This is a genomic window from Flavobacterium sp. 38 (assembly GCF_057799715.1).
Genome location: NZ_JBYNWZ010000001.1, coordinates 105,063 through 126,525, shown reverse-complemented (window position 1 = coordinate 126,525; position 21,463 = coordinate 105,063). Strand labels below are relative to the sequence as shown.

The window sequence follows — 21,463 nt, the reverse complement described above, 5'->3', positions numbered from 1 at the left end:
AAAAATGATTCAATGGTTAATTTACAGTTTTTTTGTAGAGGCGCACCGCAGTGCGTCTAACGCAAAGTAACCATAAAGTTATTTGGATAAAGTTTTATAATAATACAATTGGAATTTGGAATTTAAAAAGATTGGAATTTAAAACTATTTACAAACCAAGATCAAGTACATAAGAAATCTTAACCGCGATATTATCTTCAAATCGCAATAACTGATTTGGACCATATCTGTAGAAGCCACCTAAACCAAAACCTTTAAAGATTCTATTCAATTCGATTCCCGATTCAAAAAAGCCTCTGTCAAGTGTTTTGTAAGTTGGACCCACATGCTGTTCTGGATTTTCCATGCTTCCCCAAGCCATTCTCGTTACCAAGACTAACGAAGGACGAACCTTTTTCATGATTCTGATTCGGTCAAAACCATGTTTGATTTGAAACATCAGATATTGGCTCGAGAAAAATTCGTTAAAATACATGGTTTCAAAAGCATTTCTTCCTGCAAAAGTGATACGCTGTATAACGGTTTCTTTCGTTAAATTATTCGGAGATGTATTGTACAAATGCGTGATCGGAACATCGCCCATTGCATAACCTGCCTGTAAAAGCAAACTTGTTTTCTGGCGGTTTAAATACTGTTTTTCGTATTCGGCCTTAAAATCTATTTTGCTAAAAGTAAAATCATTATCGAAAACGCTTGGTAGAGATTGCGTGTATTGAAAAGTAAATCTCGGAAATCTTTTATCGCTTTCATTTCTTCCCGTCGGAGTCTGCATATAATTGCTGAAAGGCGCCCAGACAATAGAAAGCATTGCCGTAGTCATGATATAACTCGAATACAGTTTTCCGTTGAGATTAAAAAGATAATCAAATTTTGGTTCGATCAAATTTCTTGAAACCTCCAAAACAGCTTCCGTTTTCGGAATAAATTTGGTTTGAACATTGGCGCGCCATCCCGTATATTCATAAAAAGTACTAATATTTATTGGGCGCGGATCGTAGATTTTAAATACACGTTTATCTACCGCAAATACAGTACTTGCGATCTCGCGGACATCATCTGCATAATAGGCATTTAACCAAGTATTGGTATGTTTGTCTAGCAAAACGCCTCCACCGGCACTGTATTTAAAAACACCGTCTTTTGTTCCGTACGCCGTGTAACTTTCAAGTCGGAAGTTTTTAGAAAAACGATCGTTTGTAATACCGCCCAAACCAAGTCTGAAACCTTCGTAATTGTTGTAGCTGATGATTTTCTTTAAATCTAAATCAATTGGGCCAATCGGGTAGAAGCCATTTATGATTTTTCGGCCAATTCCTAAACGTTTTTCAATTCTATTTCGAATAGAAAGACTGTCTAAGAGTAAATACGTTTTCTGGCTTTTTAGATCAAGATTTTCCTTTCTATAGGCTTCCCAGAAACTTTCTGGTTTTTTGGCCGCATCGTCATTGATTTCGATATAAAGCGAAGGATTTTTTATCGGATTATTGTTGTTTACACGAATATCAAAACTATTGCTTTCTGAAAGCAGATAGGTGAAATCTGAAGCCACTTTTTTTCTTGGTTCGGAACTCTCTTCAATATCTCCGTCAAACTGAATGGTACCGCCTAAAATTCGGATATCATCATCATTTTTTCCTTTTACGATTTTAAAAGTGGTATTGCTCTGAAACCAAATTTTTTCTTTCGGAATATATTCAAACTCATGAACACCGCTGATGTCCAAAACGCCTTTAATTCGCATTACCGCTTTCGCGACAGCAAAATTTTCTTTGTCAATATATAAAACGCCTTCTAGTCCAGAAACTCTGTGTTTTGATTTGTTTTTGAAATAAATCATGTAGGTGTCACGACCTTTTATGCTGACAGTATCCAATAATTTATAATTGTAATTGGAAGGCGCATTTCTCGAAATCGGATTTTCGTATTTGGTTTCGAACAATTCGTAGTTAGAATCGTAAATCGAGATAGATTGAAGGTTGAAAGCCAAAACTTCGTAAATAGGCTGTTTGAAACCAGCTATTTTTGTTCCTAAAACAGTTTCTTTCAATTTGTTATTCCCAAACTGATATTGAGAAACTTTTTCTGTTTGAAACAAATGCTGTTTGCTGACAATTTCTTTAAATTTATAATCGGAAGAATCAATGTTGACGATTTTTTTATCGAAATCTTTATACGCTGCCGAAGTGTCAATACGTCCGTCAATAGAATCAGGGTTTGCCGTTACAATAAGTTTATTATAGGTTTTGTATTCAAAGTTATTTAGTTTTTTCTGCGGATCGTTTGTCGATTTACTCGCAATAACTTTCTTTATTATCGTTAAGGCGGGATTTTCATTAGAAACCACTACTTCTTTTAAGTCATCGGTTTGCTGTAAAAGCGATATCGAATAAAAGGTTTTGCTGCTAATTAGGGCAATCGTTTTGGTTTTAAAACCAATATAAGAAACCGTAAGCGATGTGGCTGAATTGCTAATTTTGAGAATAAATTTTCCGTCAACATCTGTAATAGTGTTATTGTTTTCTGAGGTGGTAATGGTAGCAAACGGAAGAGGTTTGTTGTTTGAATCGGTTACGATTCCGTTTATTTGAATTTGCGCCTGAAGGGTAAGCGTAAAAAACAAAGTCAAAAAACAAAATAGCTTCATACAGAATGATATAGTTTCAAAAACGAAAAGAATTTAATTTTCGTATGCAAAAATAACAATAAAAAAATCCGTCTGATGCAATTCACCAGACGGATTTTCTATTTTATCGCAAAACTAATTACACTTTCATGATTTCAGCTTCTTTTAAAGCCAATAATTCATCAATTTTTTTAATGTAAGCGTTTGTCAAGTTTTGAACTTCTTCTTCTGCAGATTTGCAGATATCTTCTGAAGTTCCTTCTTTTTCTAATTTTTTAATATCAGTATTAGCATCTTTACGAGAGTTACGAATACCGATTTTAGCATCTTCAGCTTCAGATTTTGCTTGTTTCGCTAAATCACGACGACGCTCTTCTGTCAAAGGCGGTACGCTGATGATGATAACGTCTCCGTTATTCATTGGGTTAAAACCAATGTTAGCAATCAAAATAGCTTTTTCAATAACAGACAGCATATTTTTTTCAAATGGCTGTAATGTAATTGTTCTCGCATCTGGAACGCTAATTTTAGATACTTGAGAAAGCGGTGTTGCAGATCCGTAATAATCAACAAAAACACCTCCAAGCATAGCCGGAGAAGCTTTTCCTGCACGAATATTAAGAAATTCTTTCTCTAAGTGTGCAATAGTACCGTTCATAGATTCCTCAGTACTTTCTAAAATAAAGTCTATTTCTTCAGTCATTTTTTTAAATTTTAGATTTTAGATGTATGATTTTAGATTTAAAATAAATGCATCTAAAATTTACTAACTAATATAATTTAATTTTTAAGATTGCTTTTTAATAATTATAGAAAATCAGAAAGTTCTAACTTGTCTAAAATTCTAATAATCTAAGCAACCTAGATATTTACTACAGTTCCGATGTTTTGACCTTCGCAGATTTTCAAAAGGTTTCCGATTTTATTCATATCAAAAACAACGATTGGCAATTTGTTTTCCTGGCTTAATGTAAACGCAGTAGTGTCCATCACATTTAATCCTTTTTTAAGAACATCATCAAAAGTGATATAGTCAAATTTCACTGCAGAAGCATTTTTTTCTGGATCAGAATCGTACACACCATCAACGCGAGTTCCTTTTAGGATAACATCAGCATTGATTTCGATACCTCTTAAAACAGCAGCAGTATCAGTTGTAAAATATGGATTTCCAGTTCCAGCACCAAAAATTACAATTCTGCCTTTTTCAAGGTGGCGATCTGCTCTTCTTTTAATGTATGGTTCTGCAATAGATTCCATTTTCAAAGCTGTTTGCAGACGAGTTTTCATTCCTTTATCTTCAAGAGCGCCTTGCAAAGCCATTCCGTTAATAACAGTTGCAAGCATTCCCATGTAATCTCCTTGCACTCTGTCCATTCCTGAGCTTGCTCCGGCAACGCCTCTAAAAATATTTCCTCCTCCAATAACAATAGCAATTTCTACTCCTTTGTCGTGAATCTGCTTGATTTCATCTGCATATTCGCCTAATCTTTTTGGGTCTATACCGTATTGTAAATCACCCATTAAGGCCTCGCCGCTAAGTTTTAGAAGAATTCTTTTATATTTCATGTGTGTGTTGCGTTAATTTGTGCAAATATAGACATATTCTGATTTTTAAAAATAATGTTTGCAAAAAATTAATTAGTACCTCAATTTTAGATTTAAAACGGCTTTGCAGTCATTTCATTTTAAATGTGACAAATGTCATTTCTCGGTGTTTCGAAAATTTGTATTTTTATTGTATCCTAAAAAATAAAATAATATGAAAAGCATCGTAGCCAAAGCATTATTCAATAGTCATTCTTATGCTGAATACAGAAAAATAGTAACCGATTTGCTGACTGAAGGAAAATCAACTGGAAATGAGCAATCGGAAAGTCTTACCAATTATTCCAAATTGAATGAAGCCCGAATGAATAGGCTCGAGAAAACAATTACTATTTCAGAAGCTATAGCAGATAAACTTCAACACTTAGATAATCATTATATCTGGCTGGTACTTTCAGAAGGCTGGTGCGGAGATGCAGCGCAAATACTTCCGATTTTAAACAAAATGGCTTTGGCTTCTAATAAAAAAATCGATTTAAGAATTGCTTTGCGCGATGAAAACGAGGATTTAATGAGCCATTATTTAACGAATGGCGGAAGAGCAATTCCGAAAGTAATTATTATTTGCAAAGAAGCGGGAATTGTGCGTGCTGATTGGGGACCAAGACCAAAAGGTGCAGCCGAATTAATGGCAAAACACAAAAGAGAGGTTGGCCCTATAGACGAAAAAATAAAGACAGATCTGCAATTATGGTACTTAGCAGATAAAGGAATTTCGGTTCAAGAAGAATTGGTCGAAATTATGGAGAATATCAAATATAATAGGCTTTAAGAGGTTAATGTGTTGATAAGCAGAATATTTGGTTAATAAAATTGTCTTAAACTATTTTTAATTTATAAGAAATTTTGTAACTTAGTAAAACTAATCCCACATCTATTATAACTTTCAGATTTACTCTTTTTATTGGTGTTATTTAATTTTTATCTATTAACTATTAAAAAAATACACTATTATGAAAAAGTTATTCGAAAGATTTTATGATTTCTTTTCTACATTTTTATTTGGAGGGAAGAATGTGCCTCACTATTAAATGAGATAAGTATGAAGTAATAATACTTATTTTAGGAGCTTGGCACATTACTTTTCAAATAAATGTAATGTGCTTTTTTATTTATTACTTAAAGCTTTCCTCAAATAAAGTAATATCGATTGCATTTTTTACATCGTAATCGCCAATTTTTGTTCGGCGCAAAACGGTCAAATGCGAACCTGAATTCATTGCTTTTCCAAAATCGTAAGCTAGAGAGCGAATGTAAGTTCCTTTAGAACAAACCACTCTAAAATCTACTTCTGGCAATGCGATTCTCGTAATTTCAAATTCGTGAATCGTAGTTTTTCTGCTTTCAATTTCGATGGATTCTCCTGCGCGTGCATGCTCGTACAAACGAACGCCATCTTTTTTTATAGCCGAAAAAATAGGCGGTTTCTGGTCGATTTCGCCTAAAAATTGTTTTACAGTTTCATGAATCAGCGTTTCGTCAATATGCGCTGTTGGGAAAGTCTGATCGATTTCGGTTTCTAAATCGTATGATGGAGTAGTGGCTCCAATGTAAAAAGTACCCGTATATTCTTTTGCCTGACCTTGAAGTTCAGAAATTCTTTTAGTAAATTTTCCAGTACAGATTAATAATAAACCTGTAGCTAAAGGATCTAAAGTTCCGGCGTGGCCAATTTTGAATTTTTTTGGAAGCCCAACTTTATTGATCAAAAGGTATTTTAATTTGTTGACAGCCTGAAATGAACTCCATTTTAAAGGTTTGTCAATCAATAAAACCTGGCCTTCTAAATATTCTTCGGGTGTCATTATATGATGGTAAGCGGATGAATGAAAAAGTGAATCAATAATAAAATGATTCCAGCGATAATTCGGTAATAACCAAAAACTTTAAATCCGTTTTTAGTCAAAAAGCCAATAAAAGTTTTGATTGCTAAAAGCGCTACAGCAAAAGCAACAATATTTCCGATAACCAACATGTTTACTTGATCGTGCGAAAGTTCAAATCCAGCTTTATAATAATCGTAACATTTTTTTGCAGTTGCGCCCAACATAGTTGGAACAGCTAAGAAAAATGAAAATTCTGCAGCAGAAGTTCTGGTTAGCTTTTGTGCCATACCTCCAACAATACTTGCACCGCTTCGAGAAACTCCAGGAATCATAGCAAGACATTGAAATAATCCAATTTTAAAAGCTTTAGCATATGTAATTTCGGTAGAAACTTCTGGATCGTTTGGTTTGTTAAACCATTCGTCTACTTTTAATAAAATTACACCTCCAATTAAAAGTGAAATTGCCACGGTTACTGGGTTTTCTAATAAGCCATCAATAAAATCGCTTAATAATAATCCTAAAACAACGGCTGGTATAAAAGCAACTAAAAGTTTAAAATAGAAATCAAAAGTTTGAAAGAAACGTTTGAAGTATAAAATTACAACCGAAAGTATCGCGCCAAGCTGAATTACAATGGTAAAAAGTTTAGTAAAATCGTCATGCGCAATTCCGAAAAAAGAAGACGCAATAATCATGTGACCTGTTGAAGAAACAGGCAAAAACTCTGTAATTCCTTCAATAATGGCAAGAACAATAGCTTGTAATGTGTTCATTTAAAATTTTAGATTTTAGATTTTGGATTTTTAGATTTTAGATTGCCCTTTCGCTACGCTCAAGTTTTCAATTAAAATCTTAAAACTGATTTATTTTGATTTTTTGAATATAGAATAAATCGTGATTCCGAAACCGATTAAAACAGTTGTTGGCGCTAAACGAATACGTCTAAAGCTGAAAATATCCTCATTAAAAACATTTGGATCTGTACTTCCTCCACCAGACATTAAAATAAATCCAAGTGCTATAACCGCAATTCCGATTAATAAGATTTTATAATTAATGCTGTCAAAAAGAAATTCTTGTTTTGGCTGCTGTTCTGCGTTATTGTTGTTTTTCATTTTTATATATTTTGTAAACCCTGAAGCGTAGCCGAAGGGCATTTTTTAATTGTAACCCTGAGCGGAGTCCAAGGGCAATCTAAAATCTAAAATCAGAAATCTAAAATTAATATAGATCGTCAGTTCTTAAATTCAAGAAACGCTGTGTTGCAAAATGCGTGCTTACCCAAGTAATTAAAACTCCTAATCCGAAAACCGCAACTAGAACCAAACCAGTTAAAGCTTTGTCTTCTAGAATTCCTAAACCTGGGAAATTAGTGTCTACATAAATTAAAAGTGCGATTAAAGCAATAATAGCAAGACCTGCGCCCAGCATTCCAAGTTTTACACTTCGCATTACAAACGGTTTACGGATAAAAGCTTTTGTAGCTCCAACCATCTGCATGGTTTTAATAATAAAACGGTTAGAATGTATAGATAAACGAAGCGAACTGTTGATTAATAAAACGGCGATTACAGTCAAGAAACCGCTGATAATCAAAATCCACATACTTACTTTTCTGATGTTGTCATTGACAAGATTGACCAATTGTTTGTCGTAAACAATATCAGAAATCATAGTATTTTGACGAAGACGGCTTTCGATTTTGGCGATGCTGTCTCTCTCTACATAATCTGCTTTTAAGTGAATGTCGTATGAATTCAATAATGGGTTTTCTCCCAAAAAGGTTAAGAAATCTTCTCCGATTATGTCGGTATGTTCTTTTGCGGCTTTTTCTTTGGTTACATAAACAAAAGATTTGGCAAAAGGAGCTCTTTTCAATTCGGTATTAAAAGCTTTGATTATACTATCGTTTGCTTCATTTTTGAAGAAAACTGTCATGGCGATTTTTTCTTTAAAATCGTCAGCTAGCTGTTTAGAATTAATAATGAATAATCCCAGTACTCCCAAAAGAAATAAAACCAAGAATACACTTAATACTACCGAAAAATAAGAGGAAATTAACCTGCGCTTTTGAAATTTATCAAAGTTAGAACTCATAGTCTGCTTAAATTATGTGGTAAAAATAGTAAACAATTTTTTTATTTAGGTTAATAACGTTCAAAGTTTTGACTTTATTAGCATAAATATACAATAACAGATTGAGATTTTTTCTGCTTAAGTTTTTTTTAACCGCAAAGTGCGCAAAGATTTTTGATATTAGTTTATAAATAAACGCAAAGTTCGCAAAGCTTTGTGGTAAATCTTAAAAAAAAAATCTCGCAAAGACGCAAAGTCGCAAAGATTAAATCAAACTTTGCGTCTTTGTGACTTTGCGAGCAAATTTTATATTCTTTTCAAAACATAGCCCACGGTTTCAACCGTGGGTACGCAACGAATTCACAATACGGTTCCCACGGTTGAAACCGTGGGCTATGTTTAGCATTCAGAATCAAAAAAGCAACAAGTAAAAAACCTTTGTCTCTCTGTCTCTTTGTTTCTTTGTCACTTTTCGTCTTTATCGAACTTTAAAAACCTCAATACTTTTTAGCCAATAAACATGCCTTGGTCCGGTGCTGATATCATTTTTAGAAATCAAAATCATGTCTCCATTTTTAACCGGTTTGCCATTTTCTTCAAAAAGAACAAAAACATTTTCTCCGGTCGGATTATTAAAAAGTTCTGCCCATGAAAATGTTGCCTTATAATCGTCTGAAGCTCTTGCTACGATATAAAAGTTTCGGTCTTTGTGATCGGTTTGTTTTATTTTGGCTTTTTCTAAAATATCTTTTAAGAGAACACCTTTACAAACTTTGACTTCCCTTTTAAGAACACCATTTTTTCCAGTTATCTTAAGGTTATCAATCGTCACGACTTTCATTTTCTGAAGAGAATCGACACTTAATTGCAGCGGAAATTCAACTTCGCCTTTTACTTCAATTTGATGATTGACCAATTTCAAACTGTCCTCTGCCGAAAGTGCGTGATGATGTTCTTCTTTTGGAACAACTTTTTCTACAACAGCTTTTTCTTCTTTTTTAGAAGAATTGCACATCGTGAAAGTTAGAATGATAAACGGAATTAAAACGAAGATTTTTGTTTTCATAAATATGATTTTTAAAGTTTTTTGGTCTCCCAAACCAATGATAAATAATATAATCCGCCAATTGATGGCCCGCCGAGAATTGAAGTATAAGGCTTGTTAAGGATATTGGTTCCGCCTAATTTTGCTGAAATGCCTTTTTTGAAACTGTAATTTAGCTGAGCGTCCATTGACCAATAGGCAGGAACCGTTCCGCTGACTAAAAAAGAAACATAATCAAAGTTGTTCTGATAACGCGCCGTAACACTTGCGCCCAGATTTTTCCAGATATTTTGAGCGATCAGCGTTCCGTTTGCATTAAATTCAGGCGTATTGAAACCGTCTTCCAGTCCATCTTTGTCATCGGTTCTGTCCAATTTTGTATATGTCAAATTGGTTAAAGCAGTAAAAGTTTCATCAATACGATATTTCAAACCCAAACTGCCACCGTAATTGTAAATTTTACTTTTAGAATTGGTCCATAAACGATAGCGGTTTTGAGTGTTTTTAGAATATAAAGCAGTCGGAATCAAGTTTGGATCGCTCGTGTTTGGAATACTCGCTTCGACTTGTGCTATGAAATTTTTATACGAATTATAATAAAAATCGGCATCAATAAAAAGACTTTGGTTTAAAGCAATTCCTCTAAAACCAATTTCAAAAGATTTGACAAATTCAGGTTGCAGATAAGTGTACGGATTTTTTTGAATCGTATTTTTGTTTTTTTCGATGGCCTGCGCCTGAGTCAAACCAAGCGTATTAACGTCGCTGTTTACTTGTGCTTGAAATTTATCAATAGAAGCTTTAGTATAGGAATTTTCAAAAATACCATCAGACATAATTCTCAAACCTCCAACACGTTTTACACCGCCCGAATTTACATTAGAAAATCCTTCAAAAATACTCGGAAAACGATAGCCATTTTGATAAGATGCTCTAAAACTTAGGCTTTGCTTTGGCGAATAAACGACTGTAAACTGCGGCGTAAATTTCGCATCAAAATAATCGGCTTTGTCCATTCTTAAAGTGACTCCCAAACGTAGTTTACTTTCGAATAAATCTTTAGTTAACTGCGTAAAACCTCCGAATTTCTGATACGTTAAATTTCCACCATCATTTTTCGGGTTGATGAAATAATTCCCGTCGGGAACAATAATGTAATTTCTATAATCTAAACCACTCAGCAATTTAGCATCGATTTTTTCGAAGAAATTAGAAAAAGCTTTGTCCCAATTAAACAAACCTTCGCCATGAACCAAAATCGATTTCACGCGTAAAGCGGCACCAATATCCCAATTATTGATGTTGATTAATTCGTTTTTCTTCGCTTCATAAGCTTCCGTTCCAGGTTCAAAACGGCCTTGATCAGAAGCTGTTCTGGCAATATGATGTGCATCGGCAACAGCCGAACCATTATTGATAGCATTGTTGTAAGCCGTTGTGTAATCCTTAAACCATTGATCGTCTGACTTAAAAGCGCGATCCATGTTTTCTGCAAGCGAACGTAAATTGAATGATTTTCCCGTATTTTCAGTTGTAGCATAGGCTTTTACCTGAAAAACTGGAGTATGATAATCAGCCGCAAATTGATTTAAAGTATAATTGTCTAATGTAAATCGGTTCGAACGCTGATAAATAGTATTAATTAAAGCGGTTTTATAGGTTAAAGCGAGTTCGTTATCTTTTTTTGGACGAAAAAATAATCCGAAATCAGCCTTGTAATTGTTGATATTGTAATCTGAAATATCCGTTTCGCGATATCCCGTTCTGGCAACGACATAATTTTTCCCGTTCAGATTTAAGGTTTTTCGGTTTGCCGATTCATTTCCGTAACCGTTGACTTCGTCATAAGCGGGATTATCAGCTCCAAATAAATTGGTTGAAGCATTGGCGTTTGGAGCCAAATCAGTTCTATCATCAGCAACCCAATCTGTTCCTCCGGTTGTGGAAGCATTTATTTTGAAAGCCCATTTTTCGTTGAAAGCTTTTGCCAATCTCAAATTAAACTGTGAATATACTTTCGGTGAAAACCGATCCACATTTCCAACATGATTCACGCCTGTTAATTGCTGAATGCTGATTCCCTGATATTCAAAAGGGTTTTTGGTTTGAATATTGGCCAAACCATTGATAGCGTTCATTCCGTACAAAGCGGCGGCCGTTCCCGGGATAATTTCTATTTTATCAATATCTAAATCATTTGCACCCAAAGCGTTGGCAATTGGCGCGCCTAAATGCGGTGCCTGATTGTCGATTCCGTCAACAATTGTGCAAAACGAACATTAGTTGAATTTGCAAAACCTCTTGTATTGATCACTTTAAAACCTAAACTCGGCGTAATAATTTGCACGCCTTTTACATTTTCTAAAGCTTCATAAATACTTGGCGATCCCATTTTTTTGGCTTCCGCCGATTTTAACTGTTCAATGGTGGTTGGCGAATGCATCAATTTTTCTGAACGTCGCGACGCTGTAATTACAATTTCATTCAGTTCTTCCTTAATAGTGTCTTGCGTTTTTTTGTTTTCCGTTTGAGAAAAGCTTTTTAGGCTTATAAAAAGAAATAATAGATATAGTTTTTGGTTCATAATCTTGTTTTGTTTCAGTATGTTTTAAAATGAATACTGATGGATTTGAAAAATGGTTTTTGGTTGGTTGTTTTTTTTAAAATTGAATTTGATTGATTTTTTTAACACATAGAAACATAGATTTTTTTATTCGAAAAGGCAATTAAAAGAAACTAGTTTCTAACACATAGCTATGTGTGAAATGACGAGTCATTTTTTTATAATCTCAGTGAAAGAAAAAATCTATGTTTCTATGTGTTTAAATTTCTCCCGCAGATTTTACAGATTAAGCTGATTTATTTTTCTAAAAGCTGAATATATTTTTTAAAACTTTAAACTCTGTGTTTCTTTCAACGCAAAATCTTTAATACGTTTTTCGACTTCATAAAATACTTCAATCGCACGTTCGCCTGCTTCGGTCAACTTTGCGCCACCACCGCCTTTTCCGCCCAAAAGTTTTTCAACCAAAGGAGATTCTGCACGCTGATTCATTTCTTCAACCAATTGCCAAGCCTGACGATACGCCATTTTCATTTCTTTTGCGGCATTGGTAATCGATCCCGTTTTTCGGATATTTTCCAAAAGCCAGATTTTTCCAATTCCAAGAAACGCACCTTCAGCTTCTTCAATCCAAACACGGACTTCAACATTATATTTCTTATTTTCTGACATTTATTTCCGAATAAATAAGTACTAGAGTCTTGCAATAATACGTATTTTTACTTAATTATGAATACGTAATTTGTTATTTTATTTGTTTGTCAATGAAATAGCTTTGGAACAAACAACAATAAATGTAAATTTGCTGATTAAATTAAGAGACAAAGCAGAGAAACCTCAGAATCTTTGTCCCTTAGAACCTTAGTATCTTAAAAAAATGAAATACAATCCAAACGAAATAGAAGCCAAATGGCAGAAATATTGGGCAGAAAATCAAACTTTTGCAGCAAAAAACAACTCTGAAAAACCGAAGCATTATGTTCTCGATATGTTTCCTTATCCGTCAGGAGCAGGATTACACGTTGGGCACCCGCTGGGGTATATTGCATCAGATGTGTATTCGCGTTTCAAAAGACATCAAGGTTTCAATGTTTTGCACCCAATGGGTTACGATAGTTTCGGATTGCCAGCTGAGCAATATGCGATTCAGACAGGACAGCGTCCAGAAGATACAACTCGTGTAAATATTGACGGTGGAGTTGACAAAGAAGGAAAACAAATTGCGGGTTACAGAAAGCAATTAGATAAAATCGGATTCTCATTTGATTGGGCGCGTGAAGTGCGTACGTCAAATCCTGATTATTACAAACATACGCAGTGGATTTTTATTCAATTATTCAATTCTTGGTATTGCAGAAAACAAGGACAGGCTTTTGATATTTCAGAGTTGGTTACTGTTTTTGAAGAATCAGGAAATGCTTTGGTTGAAGCCGTTTGCGATGATAATGTACAGATTTTTACTGCTGACGAATGGAACTCGTATTCAGAAGACCAAAAAGAGAAAATCTTGTTGCAATACAGATTAACTTACTTGGCAGAAACTGAGGTAAACTGGTGTCCAGGCTTAGGAACTGTTTTGGCAAATGACGAAATTGTAAACGGAGTTTCGGAGCGTGGCGGGTTTCCTGTTATAAGAAAAAAAATGACACAATGGAGTATGCGAATTTCTGCTTATGCCGAGCGCTTACTTGAAGGTTTAAATGATATTGATTGGAGTGAGTCAATTAAAGAATCTCAAAGAAACTGGATCGGGAAATCGGTTGGGGCAATGGTTACTTTTAAAGTGAAAAATTACGATGAAGTAATTGACGTTTTTACCACTCGTCCTGATACTATTTTTGGAGTTACTTTTATGACTTTGGCACCAGAACATGATTTGGTTGCTAAAATTACAACTCCAGAACAAAAAGCAGAAGTTGAGGCGTATATCGAAAAAACCTCTAAACGTTCTGAGCGTGAGCGTATGGCCGATGTAAAAACCATTTCTGGAGTTTTCACTGGAGCTTATGCTGAACATCCTTTTACAAAAGAACCAATTCCGGTTTGGATTGGAGATTACGTTTTAGCTGGTTACGGAACTGGAGCAGTTATGGCGGTTCCTTGCGGAGACGAAAGAGATTACGCTTTTGCTAATTTCTTTAAAGGCCAAAACGGAATGCAGGAAATTAAAAATATCTTCGCAAATGTTGATATTTCTGAAGCAGCTTACGGATCTAAAGACAACGTTGAAATCGCTAATTCTGATTTCTTAAACGGATTAAATTATAAAGAAGGAACTAAAAAAGCCATCGAAAAATTAGAAGAAATTGGTCAGGGAACTGGTAAAACTAATTACCGTTTGCGTGATGCGGTTTTCTCTCGTCAGCGTTATTGGGGTGAGCCCTTTCCAGTTTATTATGTAAATGGATTGCCAAAAATGATTGACGCACAGCATTTGCCAATTATTTTGCCAGAAGTAGAGAAATACTTGCCAACTGAAGACGGTTTACCGCCTTTAGGAAATGCAGCTGTTTGGGCTTGGGATACAAAACAAAATAAAGTTGTTGATACCAATTTGGTTGACAACGTTTCGATTTTTCCTCTTGAATTAAATACGATGCCGGGCTGGGCGGGAAGTTCATGGTATTGGATGCGTTATATGGATGCACACAATGGAAATGAATTTGCGTCTAAACAAGCTTTGAAATACTGGGAAAATGTAGATTTATACATTGGTGGAAGCGAGCACGCAACAGGCCACTTATTGTATTCTCGTTTCTGGAACAAATTCTTAAAAGACAGAGGTTATGCTCCAACAGAAGAACCATTCAAAAAACTGATTAATCAGGGAATGATTTTGGGAACGACAGCTTATGTTTACAGATTGGAAGGAACAAATACTTTTGTCTCTAAAAATAAAATCGGAGATCAAAATGTACAGCCAATTCGTGTGGATGTTAAGTTTGTGAATTCTTCAGATGAATTGGATATTGAAAAATTCAAAAAATGGAGAGAAGATTTCAATTCAGCTGAATTTATTTTTGACGAAAACGGAAAATACATCGTTGGCCGTGAAGTTGAAAAAATGTCGAAATCATATTATAATGTTGTAACTCCAGACGATATTTGCGCAGAATATGGAGCTGATACATTACGTTTATACGAAATGTTTTTAGGTCCGTTGGAACAGGCAAAACCTTGGAATACGGCTGGTATTTCGGGAGTTTTTGGTTTCCTTAAAAAAATATGGAGATTGTATTTTGATGAGAATGGTTTAATTGTAAACAACGACGAACCAACAAAAGACAACTTAAAATCGTTGCATAAAACGATTAAAAAAGTAGCTGAAGATATTGAGAATTTCTCTTTCAACACTTCAGTTTCTCAGTTTATGATTTGTGTGAATGAATTGTCTTCTCAAAATTGTCATTCGAGAGCAATTTTAGAGCCATTAGCAATTTTGGTTTCGCCTTACGCGCCGCATATCGCTGAAGAATTATGGGCACAATTAGGAAACACAACTTCTATTTCTGAAGTTGCTTTCCCAATTTTTGAAGAGAAACATTTGGTTGAAACCAATAAAGAATACCCAGTTTCTTTCAACGGAAAAATGCGTTTCACAATCGAATTGCCTTTGGATTTAACCAAAGAACAAATCGAAGAAATCGTAATGAAAGACGAAAGAACTCAAAAACAATTAGACGGTAGAACTCCAAATAAAGTGATTATCGTTCCTGGAAAGATAATTAACCTTGTGGGATAATTATTTTTAAATTCCAATATAAAAAATTCCAAATTCCAATTTTGTTGGGGTTTGGGATTTTTTTTGTGTTTTTTTTTCGCCACGAATTCACGAATTTTTTTGCAATTAATTCGTGAATTCGTGGCGGAAAATTACCCGAATCAGTTTGGAATTAAGTCTAGTTTGTCAGTCTGAGCGGAGTCGAAGACCACGCTAGTAACTCTACAAAGATTGTCGATTTAGATTGTCGAGCTTCTTACGTGGTCTTCGACTCCGCTCAGACTTGCAAAAATGAGCAACTTTTTTTGCCACAGATTAAAATGATTTTCACAGATTTTTTATGTTTCACGCTCTCGATAGCTATTGGGATTAAAAAGATTGAAGCAGATTTTGCAGATTAGGTTTTAAATAAAAAATCACATTAAATCTGCTCTAATCTGTAGAATCTGCGTGAAAAAAAATCGTTTCGACTTTCCTTTGTGGAGCTACTAGCGTGGTCTTCGACTCCGCTCAGACTGACATAAAAGCTGAGAAAAAACTTTGCGACTTAGCGCCTTCGTGGCAAAAAGAACTAGCGTACTTTGCGAAAAACTTTTGCGCACCTTGCGGTTAAAACCCGCACCAACATTGGAATTTGGAATTTAATAATTGGAATTTTAAAAAGTTTTGTAACATTTTAATAGTTCTCGTATCCAAAGCATGGATCCGATTAATTATAAACTTAAAAACTATTAAAATGAAAAAGTATATCATATTAGTTATCGCATTCTTATTTTCAGCATTATGTTTAAATGTTTTTGGACAGACAAAATCATATCCGTTTGAAGTGGTTAAAACGGGAAACGGACAAAAATCAATAATCTTCATTCCTGGATTTGCTTCTTCTGGAGAAGTTTGGAACGAAACCAAAACCGCATTTGAGAAAAATTTTACTTGTTACACACTTACAATGGCAGGTTTCGCAGGAGTAAAACCGCAACCGAATCCTTCTTTTGAAAATTGGAAAAACGGAATTGCTAATTATATCAAAGACAATAAAATTGAAAAACCAATTGTAATCGGTCACAGTATGGGCGGCGGACTGGCACTGGCAATTGCGGCAGATTATCCAGAATTGGTTGGGAAAATTGTTGTCGTTGATGCGCTTCCGTGTCTGGCAGCGTTGACCGATCCTTCGTTTCAATCAAAAGAAAAGAATGACTGTTCGGCAACTGTCAATCAAATGACGGCGCTGAATGAAAAGCAGTTTTACGATATGCAGAAACAAACAATGCCGAGACTTTTGGCAGATCAATCAAAATTGGAAATGGTTGTAGATTGGAGTGTAAAATCAGATAGAACTACTTTTGGACAAATGTACTGTGATTTTTATAATACCGATTTGAGAGCTAAGATTGCACAGATAAAATGCCCTTCGCTAATTTTATTAGAGTCTTATTTTATAAATTTAAAACCTGCAATCGACGAACAATATAAAAATTTAAAAACAGCCGATTTTAAATACGCTAATAAAGGCCTGCATTTTATTATGTATGACGATACAGCTTGGTATTTGGAGCAGTTAAATAATTTTATAAAAGCTTAAAATGGAATTCGAAGAAATATATAAAACCTATTGGGATCGAATTTTCAGGCTTTGCATGGGTTTTGTCAACGATCACGATGCCGCGCAGGATCTAACTCAGGAAACTTTTATCATTGTCTGGCAGAAACTGGAAACGTTTAGAAACGAATCGGCTATTGGGACTTGGATTTTTAGAATTGCTTCTAATAATTGTTTAAGGCAGATCGAAAAGCAAAAGCGTTTTCCAAAATCAGAACTTCCTGTTCATCTCACAGAAGAAAGAAATAATTCAATAGAACCTCAGATTCAATTTTTGTATAAATGTATTGCTGAGCTTCCAGAAACCGACCGTATCATTATTTCGTTAGAATTAGAAGATATCAAGCAAACGGAAATTGCTAAAATCGTCGGACTTTCAGAAGCCAATGTTAGAGTGAAAATTCACAGAATAAAAGAAAAACTGACTCAAAAATTTAAAGAAAATGGACAACGATAATATAGATTTCAAAAATTTATGGAAAAAACAAACCTTAAGTCAGCCCGATATGAAAGACTTGTTGGCACGATTAAGTAAGTTTAAAAAAACGGCTCTACGCTGTTTATGGTTGACTAATATTACGCTCTTTGCAACAAGTGCTTTTATTGCTTTTATCTGGATATATTATCAGCCACAATTTATTTCGACCAAAATAGGAATTGTGCTTACCATTCTGGCTATGGTAGTTTATGTGTTTGTTTATAATAAATTATTAAACGATTACAGAAACATTGATTCTACACAAACCAATCAGGAATATTTGCAGAAATTGATTTTGATAAAAAAGAAACAGCAGTTTCTGCAAACCAAAATGATGACTTTTTACTTTCTGTTTCTCACAATCGGAATTTGTTTGTATATGTATGAATACGCCAGCAGAATGAGCGCTTTAGCTGCGAGTTTAACTTACGGAATCACTTTGTTTTGGATGCTCTTCAATTGGTTTTACCTTCGTCCGAAACAAATTAAAAAACAGCAGGATAAAATAAATGGTTTGATTGGGAAATTTGAAGAGGTTAATCGTCAATTAGAATTATAAAAAAGTAAAGCTTCGCAATTTGCGAAGCTTTTTCTTTACCAAAAACAAAAAATCTAAATTCTAAATTTTATAGTGGAAAAACGTATGGAGTAAGAGATAGAACAATTATTCCGTCACTATTTGCTGTAGCAGTTAGTTCGTTTTCTAATTTTCCTCCAATATAAATTTTTCCAGTCAATGTCTGTCCAGCTACACCTCCGTATCCGCTCGCACTCAATGTTGCTCCCATAGATTTTGCTTCAGCAGTGAACTCTTTCGTCCACGGAAGTTTTGTAATATCTTCATTTAATGCATTTCCTCCTTTTTCAAAATAAGTTGTAGAAAGAGTTCCTGTGTAGTTTCCAGTGATTTCGTATCTAACATCTCTTGAGTTGTTTGAACCTCCATTATCGTCGTTATCGCTGCTGCAAGAAACTGCTGTAAAAGCAAGGGTCAATACAATTGCTAAAGTTTTCAAAATTGATTTCATAATAAAATTCTTTAATTAAAATTCATAGTCAAACAAAATTAGCCCCTTATAAAAGAGTTATCAATACCTGATAAAATGTATTTTTTTTTACCTGATATCAGGTAAAAGCTGCTGTTTTCTTTTTGAAAGTCGTTAAGCTTTAATAACTTTGAGTAAATGCCATATTTATGAAGAAAATCTACGCCTTTTTATTTTTCTTGTTTTTCACTGCAATTTCTCATTCACAAGTAATTCTTTCCTTAGATGATGATACTGTTTATATTGACAGTATTGTTAAAATCACAAAAAACACCAAATCCGACAGCGTCAAAAGTTTGAATAGTTTCAAATTGTCGAAACTTTTTTTAATGACGCAGGATGCGAAAAAATCAAAAGAATATCTCGAGCAGGCAAATCGGTTAAAAACTAAGTTTCCGTTTTTAAGAGATGCTGCTGTTTTTTATAATGCGTATAGTTTTATAGAAAAAGGCGATTTGGAAGGTTTTGAAAAAACGCTGGTAGAAGCCAATACTAAACTCAAAAAATATCGTAATAAAGAAGCGTATAAACTACGTGCCACAATACTTCAGAATTACGGTATTATGCAGCAGCGTAAGAATAACGAAAATGCTTATATGAAACTATTGGTAAATGAAGCTATTCCGATAGCTAAAAGAAGTGGCGATTACGAATTGATTAGTGCGCTTAATAAAGCTGTTGCAATTATTTTCATGAACAATGACGAGCGCGAAAAAGCTGCCGAATATCTCGATCAGGCACAGAAATATATTGAAAGTACCACTAAAAAATCGGCCACTTTAGCTGAGTCTAAAATGGAAACCTATATTATAAATGCAGAAAATTTAGTAGAACTCAAACATTTTTATGACGCTAAAGAAATTCTGGATAAAGCGTATTCGACCTTAGAAAAATATCCAGAATCCAACTTAAATGATTCGTATTTTTATTCGGAAGGAATTTATTATGCAAAACAAAACAAACATGCCGAAGCCTTAGCCAGTTTTGATAAAGGAATTAAATCGGCTCAAAGCCATCATAATGCAATTGCCGTAAACCGATTGAAATTTGCAGAATATGAAGTGCTTTTTAAGCTTAAGAATTACGATAAAGCCAAAAGCAATTTAGAATATTTAGTAGAAAACACGCCTTTTATTGTAGACAAGAAAAACTATTATAAAGAATTGTCGAAGGTTTATAATGCTACTAAAGAATATCCGAAAGCGTATTATTATTCAAATAAATACAATGTTATTAATGATAGTCTAAATGATGCGAAATTAAAGAACGAAATTGTTGAGCTTGAGGCCAAATATAAAAAAGCAGAAAGCGAAAAGAAAATCGGATTGCTTCAGTCTGAAAATGAAAAAGCCGTGTTGCAGGTAAACAACAATCGTTTGAATATGATGCTTTTTGCGGTTCTTTCATTTGTTTTGTTTTTGATTGTTTTGTTTTTGTGGAGCTGGAATAACTATCAGAAAAAGATCAGTTTTCAAAAAGAAGTCAATCATAAACAAGAACTCGAGGCATTAGAAAATCAGCAGAAATTATCTGTTTCAAATGCTTTGATCGAAGGAGAAGAAATCGAACGAAAAAGAATTGCTAGAGATCTACACGACGGACTTGGAAGTATGCTTTCTGGCTTGAAAATTCATTTGAATTTGGCTGAGCGCGAAAACAATGAAAATGCTCCGAATATAAACGCAATGCTGAACGATTCTATAAAAGAGCTTCGTAATATTTCTCAGAATTTAATGCCTGAAAGTCTGATGAAACTCGGGCTTGAACATGCGCTGAGAGATTTATGCGCTTCGCATTCAACAGCCGAAACTACAATTGAATTTCAGTATCTGATTAAAAAAACGACTTTGCCGCAGCATTTTAAAATTATGATTTTCAGAATTATTCAGGAACTTTTAAATAATGCTTTAAAATATGCCAAAGCTTCTCAGATTCTAGTTTCGTGTTCGCAGAATAAAGATGTTTTTTTTATAACGGTTGAAGATAACGGAATCGGATTTAATGTTGAATATGCAGAAAAAAGAGACGGAATGGGCTTGCGGAATATCAAAAACCGTGTGGCTTTTTTAAACGGAAAATTAGAAATAGATTCTGTTATTGACAAAGGAACTTCGACTTACATAGAATTAAAATATAATCCAAATCATGAGTATGAAATATAAAACGGTAATAGTAGACGATCATCCGATTGTAATTTCTGGAATAGCGGGCCTATTGTCGGATTTAAATGATATAGAAATAGTAGAAAAATTCGAATCGGGAATTGCACTTTTAAATTATATAGAAGACAATAAAGTAGATTTGATTTTAATGGATATTTTTCTGCCCGTTATAAATGGGGTTGATTTGTGTAAAACAATCAAGCAAAAACATCCTAAAATCGTAATTCTCGGTATGAGCAGCCAGTCTGAAAGAAGTTTGGTAATGCAGTTTATTCAAAATGGTGGAAACGGATATATTCTTAAAAATGCTTCTTTTGATGAGTTTAAAGAATGCATTTATAAAGCAATTGATGGCGAAATTGTTTTTAGCGAAGAAGTAAAAACCATAATCAGTCAGCCCTTGTCTGAAGATTTAGAGCGAATTCCGGGTTTAAGTAGGAGAGAGCGTGATATTGCTTTATTGCTTTCGCAAGGAAAATCGACTCAGGAAATTGCAGATGATTTGTTTTTAAGTTTCTTAACCGTCCAAACGCATCGTCGTAATATTCTTCAAAAGTATAAAATGAAAAATGTGGCAGAATTAATTGCTTTTTTAATCAAAAACAACATGCTGAATTAAGTCAAAAGTGGTAGAAAAATGTCAAAATGACATTTTGTTAAAATGGTTCGCAATTTGCAGTTTGTTTTGTAAATTTAAAAATCAATCTAA

The 21,463-nt window shown here is 34.2% G+C and carries 19 protein-coding genes; 7 read left to right on the top strand and 12 right to left on the bottom strand.

The features are described 5' to 3' along the window. Positions 1 to 148 precede the first annotated feature (148 nt). The 3 genes from AC3E9W_RS00550 to pyrH form a co-directional block, all read right to left on the bottom strand. Positions 149 to 2,644 carry a DUF5686 family protein gene (locus AC3E9W_RS00550; protein ID WP_488766231.1) on the bottom strand — a complete coding sequence of 832 codons (2,496 nt, stop codon included), beginning with the start codon at positions 2,642 to 2,644 and terminating at the stop codon, positions 149 to 151. A 118-nt stretch (positions 2,645 to 2,762) separates the two neighbouring features. Further along, positions 2,763 to 3,326: a ribosome recycling factor gene (gene frr / locus AC3E9W_RS00545; RefSeq protein WP_125717836.1), complete on the bottom strand. Its 564-nt coding sequence runs from the start codon at positions 3,324 to 3,326 to the stop codon at positions 2,763 to 2,765. 158 nt (positions 3,327 to 3,484) lie between these two features. Beyond that, a complete protein-coding gene (gene pyrH / locus AC3E9W_RS00540; protein ID WP_306153317.1) occupies positions 3,485 to 4,192 on the bottom strand; it encodes a UMP kinase in 708 nt (235 codons plus the stop codon). A gap of 193 nt (positions 4,193 to 4,385) precedes the next feature. On the opposite strand from pyrH, the gene AC3E9W_RS00535 reads away from it, so the two are divergent. Then, positions 4,386 to 5,003 carry a thioredoxin family protein gene (locus AC3E9W_RS00535; protein ID WP_306153315.1) on the top strand — a complete coding sequence of 206 codons (618 nt, stop codon included), beginning with the start codon at positions 4,386 to 4,388 and terminating at the stop codon, positions 5,001 to 5,003. Between the two features lie 343 nt (positions 5,004 to 5,346). Here AC3E9W_RS00535 and truB read toward each other — a convergent pair whose 3' ends face one another. From truB to AC3E9W_RS00495, 8 genes are all read right to left on the bottom strand, one after another. After that, a complete protein-coding gene (truB, locus tag AC3E9W_RS00530; protein WP_488766228.1) occupies positions 5,347 to 6,036 on the bottom strand; it encodes a tRNA pseudouridine(55) synthase TruB in 690 nt (229 codons plus the stop codon). After that, a complete protein-coding gene (locus tag AC3E9W_RS00525) occupies positions 6,036 to 6,833 on the bottom strand; it encodes an undecaprenyl-diphosphate phosphatase (RefSeq protein WP_306153311.1) in 798 nt (265 codons plus the stop codon). The genes truB and AC3E9W_RS00525 overlap by 1 nt, the downstream gene beginning before the upstream one ends. 90 nt (positions 6,834 to 6,923) lie before the next feature. Next, complete coding sequence (locus tag AC3E9W_RS00520) at positions 6,924 to 7,175, bottom strand: DUF3098 domain-containing protein (protein WP_306153309.1); 252 nt, start codon at positions 7,173 to 7,175, stop codon at positions 6,924 to 6,926. A 106-nt stretch (positions 7,176 to 7,281) separates the two neighbouring features. Next, the gene (locus tag AC3E9W_RS00515; protein WP_306153307.1) at positions 7,282 to 8,157 is read right to left on the bottom strand and encodes a cell division protein FtsX; all 876 of its coding nucleotides are present in this window, start codon (positions 8,155 to 8,157) and stop codon (positions 7,282 to 7,284) included. A 457-nt stretch (positions 8,158 to 8,614) separates the two neighbouring features. Continuing rightward, the gene (locus tag AC3E9W_RS00510) at positions 8,615 to 9,202 is read right to left on the bottom strand and encodes a molybdopterin-dependent oxidoreductase (RefSeq protein WP_488766225.1); all 588 of its coding nucleotides are present in this window, start codon (positions 9,200 to 9,202) and stop codon (positions 8,615 to 8,617) included. An 11-nt stretch (positions 9,203 to 9,213) separates the two neighbouring features. Beyond that, positions 9,214 to 11,388, bottom strand: a complete 2,175-nt coding sequence (locus AC3E9W_RS00505) for a TonB-dependent receptor domain-containing protein (protein WP_488766223.1) — start codon at positions 11,386 to 11,388, stop codon at positions 9,214 to 9,216. 20 nt (positions 11,389 to 11,408) lie between these two features. Beyond that, positions 11,409 to 11,765 (bottom strand): hypothetical protein, encoded by a 357-nt coding sequence (locus AC3E9W_RS00500; protein WP_488766221.1) that lies wholly within the window; start codon positions 11,763 to 11,765, stop codon positions 11,409 to 11,411. 303 nt (positions 11,766 to 12,068) lie between these two features. Then, entirely contained in the window at positions 12,069 to 12,416 is a 348-nt protein-coding gene (locus tag AC3E9W_RS00495) for a winged helix-turn-helix domain-containing protein (protein WP_306153302.1), read from the bottom strand. Positions 12,417 to 12,621: 205 nt separating this feature from the next. On the opposite strand from AC3E9W_RS00495, the gene leuS reads away from it, so the two are divergent. The 4 genes from leuS to AC3E9W_RS00475 all read left to right on the top strand — a co-directional run bounded on the left by leuS (position 12,622) and on the right by AC3E9W_RS00475 (position 18,105). Continuing rightward, the gene (leuS, locus tag AC3E9W_RS00490; protein WP_488766218.1) at positions 12,622 to 15,486 is read left to right on the top strand and encodes a leucine--tRNA ligase; all 2,865 of its coding nucleotides are present in this window, start codon (positions 12,622 to 12,624) and stop codon (positions 15,484 to 15,486) included. Positions 15,487 to 16,201: 715 nt separating this feature from the next. After that, positions 16,202 to 17,050, top strand: coding sequence for an alpha/beta fold hydrolase (locus AC3E9W_RS00485; protein WP_488766216.1), 849 nt, complete (start codon positions 16,202 to 16,204; stop codon positions 17,048 to 17,050). 1 nt (position 17,051) lies between these two features. Beyond that, positions 17,052 to 17,525, top strand: coding sequence for an RNA polymerase sigma factor (locus tag AC3E9W_RS00480; protein WP_488766215.1), 474 nt, complete (start codon positions 17,052 to 17,054; stop codon positions 17,523 to 17,525). Beyond that, positions 17,512 to 18,105, top strand: a complete 594-nt coding sequence (locus tag AC3E9W_RS00475; protein ID WP_488766213.1) for a hypothetical protein — start codon at positions 17,512 to 17,514, stop codon at positions 18,103 to 18,105. Before AC3E9W_RS00480 ends, AC3E9W_RS00475 begins: the two co-directional genes overlap by 14 nt. A 67-nt stretch (positions 18,106 to 18,172) precedes the next feature. Here the strand turns inward: AC3E9W_RS00475 and AC3E9W_RS00470 are convergent, their stop codons facing one another. Continuing rightward, positions 18,173 to 18,574, bottom strand: a complete 402-nt coding sequence (locus AC3E9W_RS00470; protein ID WP_306153291.1) for an MmpS family transport accessory protein — start codon at positions 18,572 to 18,574, stop codon at positions 18,173 to 18,175. A 167-nt stretch (positions 18,575 to 18,741) separates the two neighbouring features. Between AC3E9W_RS00470 and AC3E9W_RS00465 the strand changes: the two genes are divergently transcribed. Continuing rightward, entirely contained in the window at positions 18,742 to 20,754 is a 2,013-nt protein-coding gene (locus AC3E9W_RS00465) for an ATP-binding protein (RefSeq protein ID WP_488766212.1), read from the top strand. Then, a complete protein-coding gene (locus AC3E9W_RS00460; RefSeq protein ID WP_306153287.1) occupies positions 20,744 to 21,373 on the top strand; it encodes a response regulator in 630 nt (209 codons plus the stop codon). Before AC3E9W_RS00465 ends, AC3E9W_RS00460 begins: the two co-directional genes overlap by 11 nt. The last annotated feature ends 90 nt before the right edge of the window (positions 21,374 to 21,463 follow it).

Coding starts and splice junctions, on each gene's coding strand:
- AC3E9W_RS00515 (WP_306153307.1), bottom strand. CDS start 8,157: ATGAGTTCTAACTTTGATAAATTTCAAAAGCGCAGGTTAATTTCCTCT.
- AC3E9W_RS00480 (WP_488766215.1), top strand. CDS start 17,052: ATGGAATTCGAAGAAATATATAAAACCTATTGGGATCGAATTTTCAGG.
- truB (WP_488766228.1), bottom strand. CDS start 6,036: ATGACACCCGAAGAATATTTAGAAGGCCAGGTTTTATTGATTGACAAA.
- AC3E9W_RS00485 (WP_488766216.1), top strand. CDS start 16,202: ATGAAAAAGTATATCATATTAGTTATCGCATTCTTATTTTCAGCATTA.
- AC3E9W_RS00475 (WP_488766213.1), top strand. CDS start 17,512: ATGGACAACGATAATATAGATTTCAAAAATTTATGGAAAAAACAAACC.
- pyrH (WP_306153317.1), bottom strand. CDS start 4,192: ATGAAATATAAAAGAATTCTTCTAAAACTTAGCGGCGAGGCCTTAATG.
- AC3E9W_RS00550 (WP_488766231.1), bottom strand. CDS start 2,644: ATGAAGCTATTTTGTTTTTTGACTTTGTTTTTTACGCTTACCCTTCAG.
- AC3E9W_RS00510 (WP_488766225.1), bottom strand. CDS start 9,202: ATGAAAACAAAAATCTTCGTTTTAATTCCGTTTATCATTCTAACTTTC.
- AC3E9W_RS00520 (WP_306153309.1), bottom strand. CDS start 7,175: ATGAAAAACAACAATAACGCAGAACAGCAGCCAAAACAAGAATTTCTT.
- AC3E9W_RS00495 (WP_306153302.1), bottom strand. CDS start 12,416: ATGTCAGAAAATAAGAAATATAATGTTGAAGTCCGTGTTTGGATTGAA.
- AC3E9W_RS00535 (WP_306153315.1), top strand. CDS start 4,386: ATGAAAAGCATCGTAGCCAAAGCATTATTCAATAGTCATTCTTATGCT.
- AC3E9W_RS00500 (WP_488766221.1), bottom strand. CDS start 11,765: ATGAACCAAAAACTATATCTATTATTTCTTTTTATAAGCCTAAAAAGC.
- leuS (WP_488766218.1), top strand. CDS start 12,622: ATGAAATACAATCCAAACGAAATAGAAGCCAAATGGCAGAAATATTGG.
- AC3E9W_RS00460 (WP_306153287.1), top strand. CDS start 20,744: ATGAAATATAAAACGGTAATAGTAGACGATCATCCGATTGTAATTTCT.
- AC3E9W_RS00525 (WP_306153311.1), bottom strand. CDS start 6,833: ATGAACACATTACAAGCTATTGTTCTTGCCATTATTGAAGGAATTACA.
- AC3E9W_RS00470 (WP_306153291.1), bottom strand. CDS start 18,574: ATGAAATCAATTTTGAAAACTTTAGCAATTGTATTGACCCTTGCTTTT.
- frr (WP_125717836.1), bottom strand. CDS start 3,326: ATGACTGAAGAAATAGACTTTATTTTAGAAAGTACTGAGGAATCTATG.
- AC3E9W_RS00465 (WP_488766212.1), top strand. CDS start 18,742: ATGAAGAAAATCTACGCCTTTTTATTTTTCTTGTTTTTCACTGCAATT.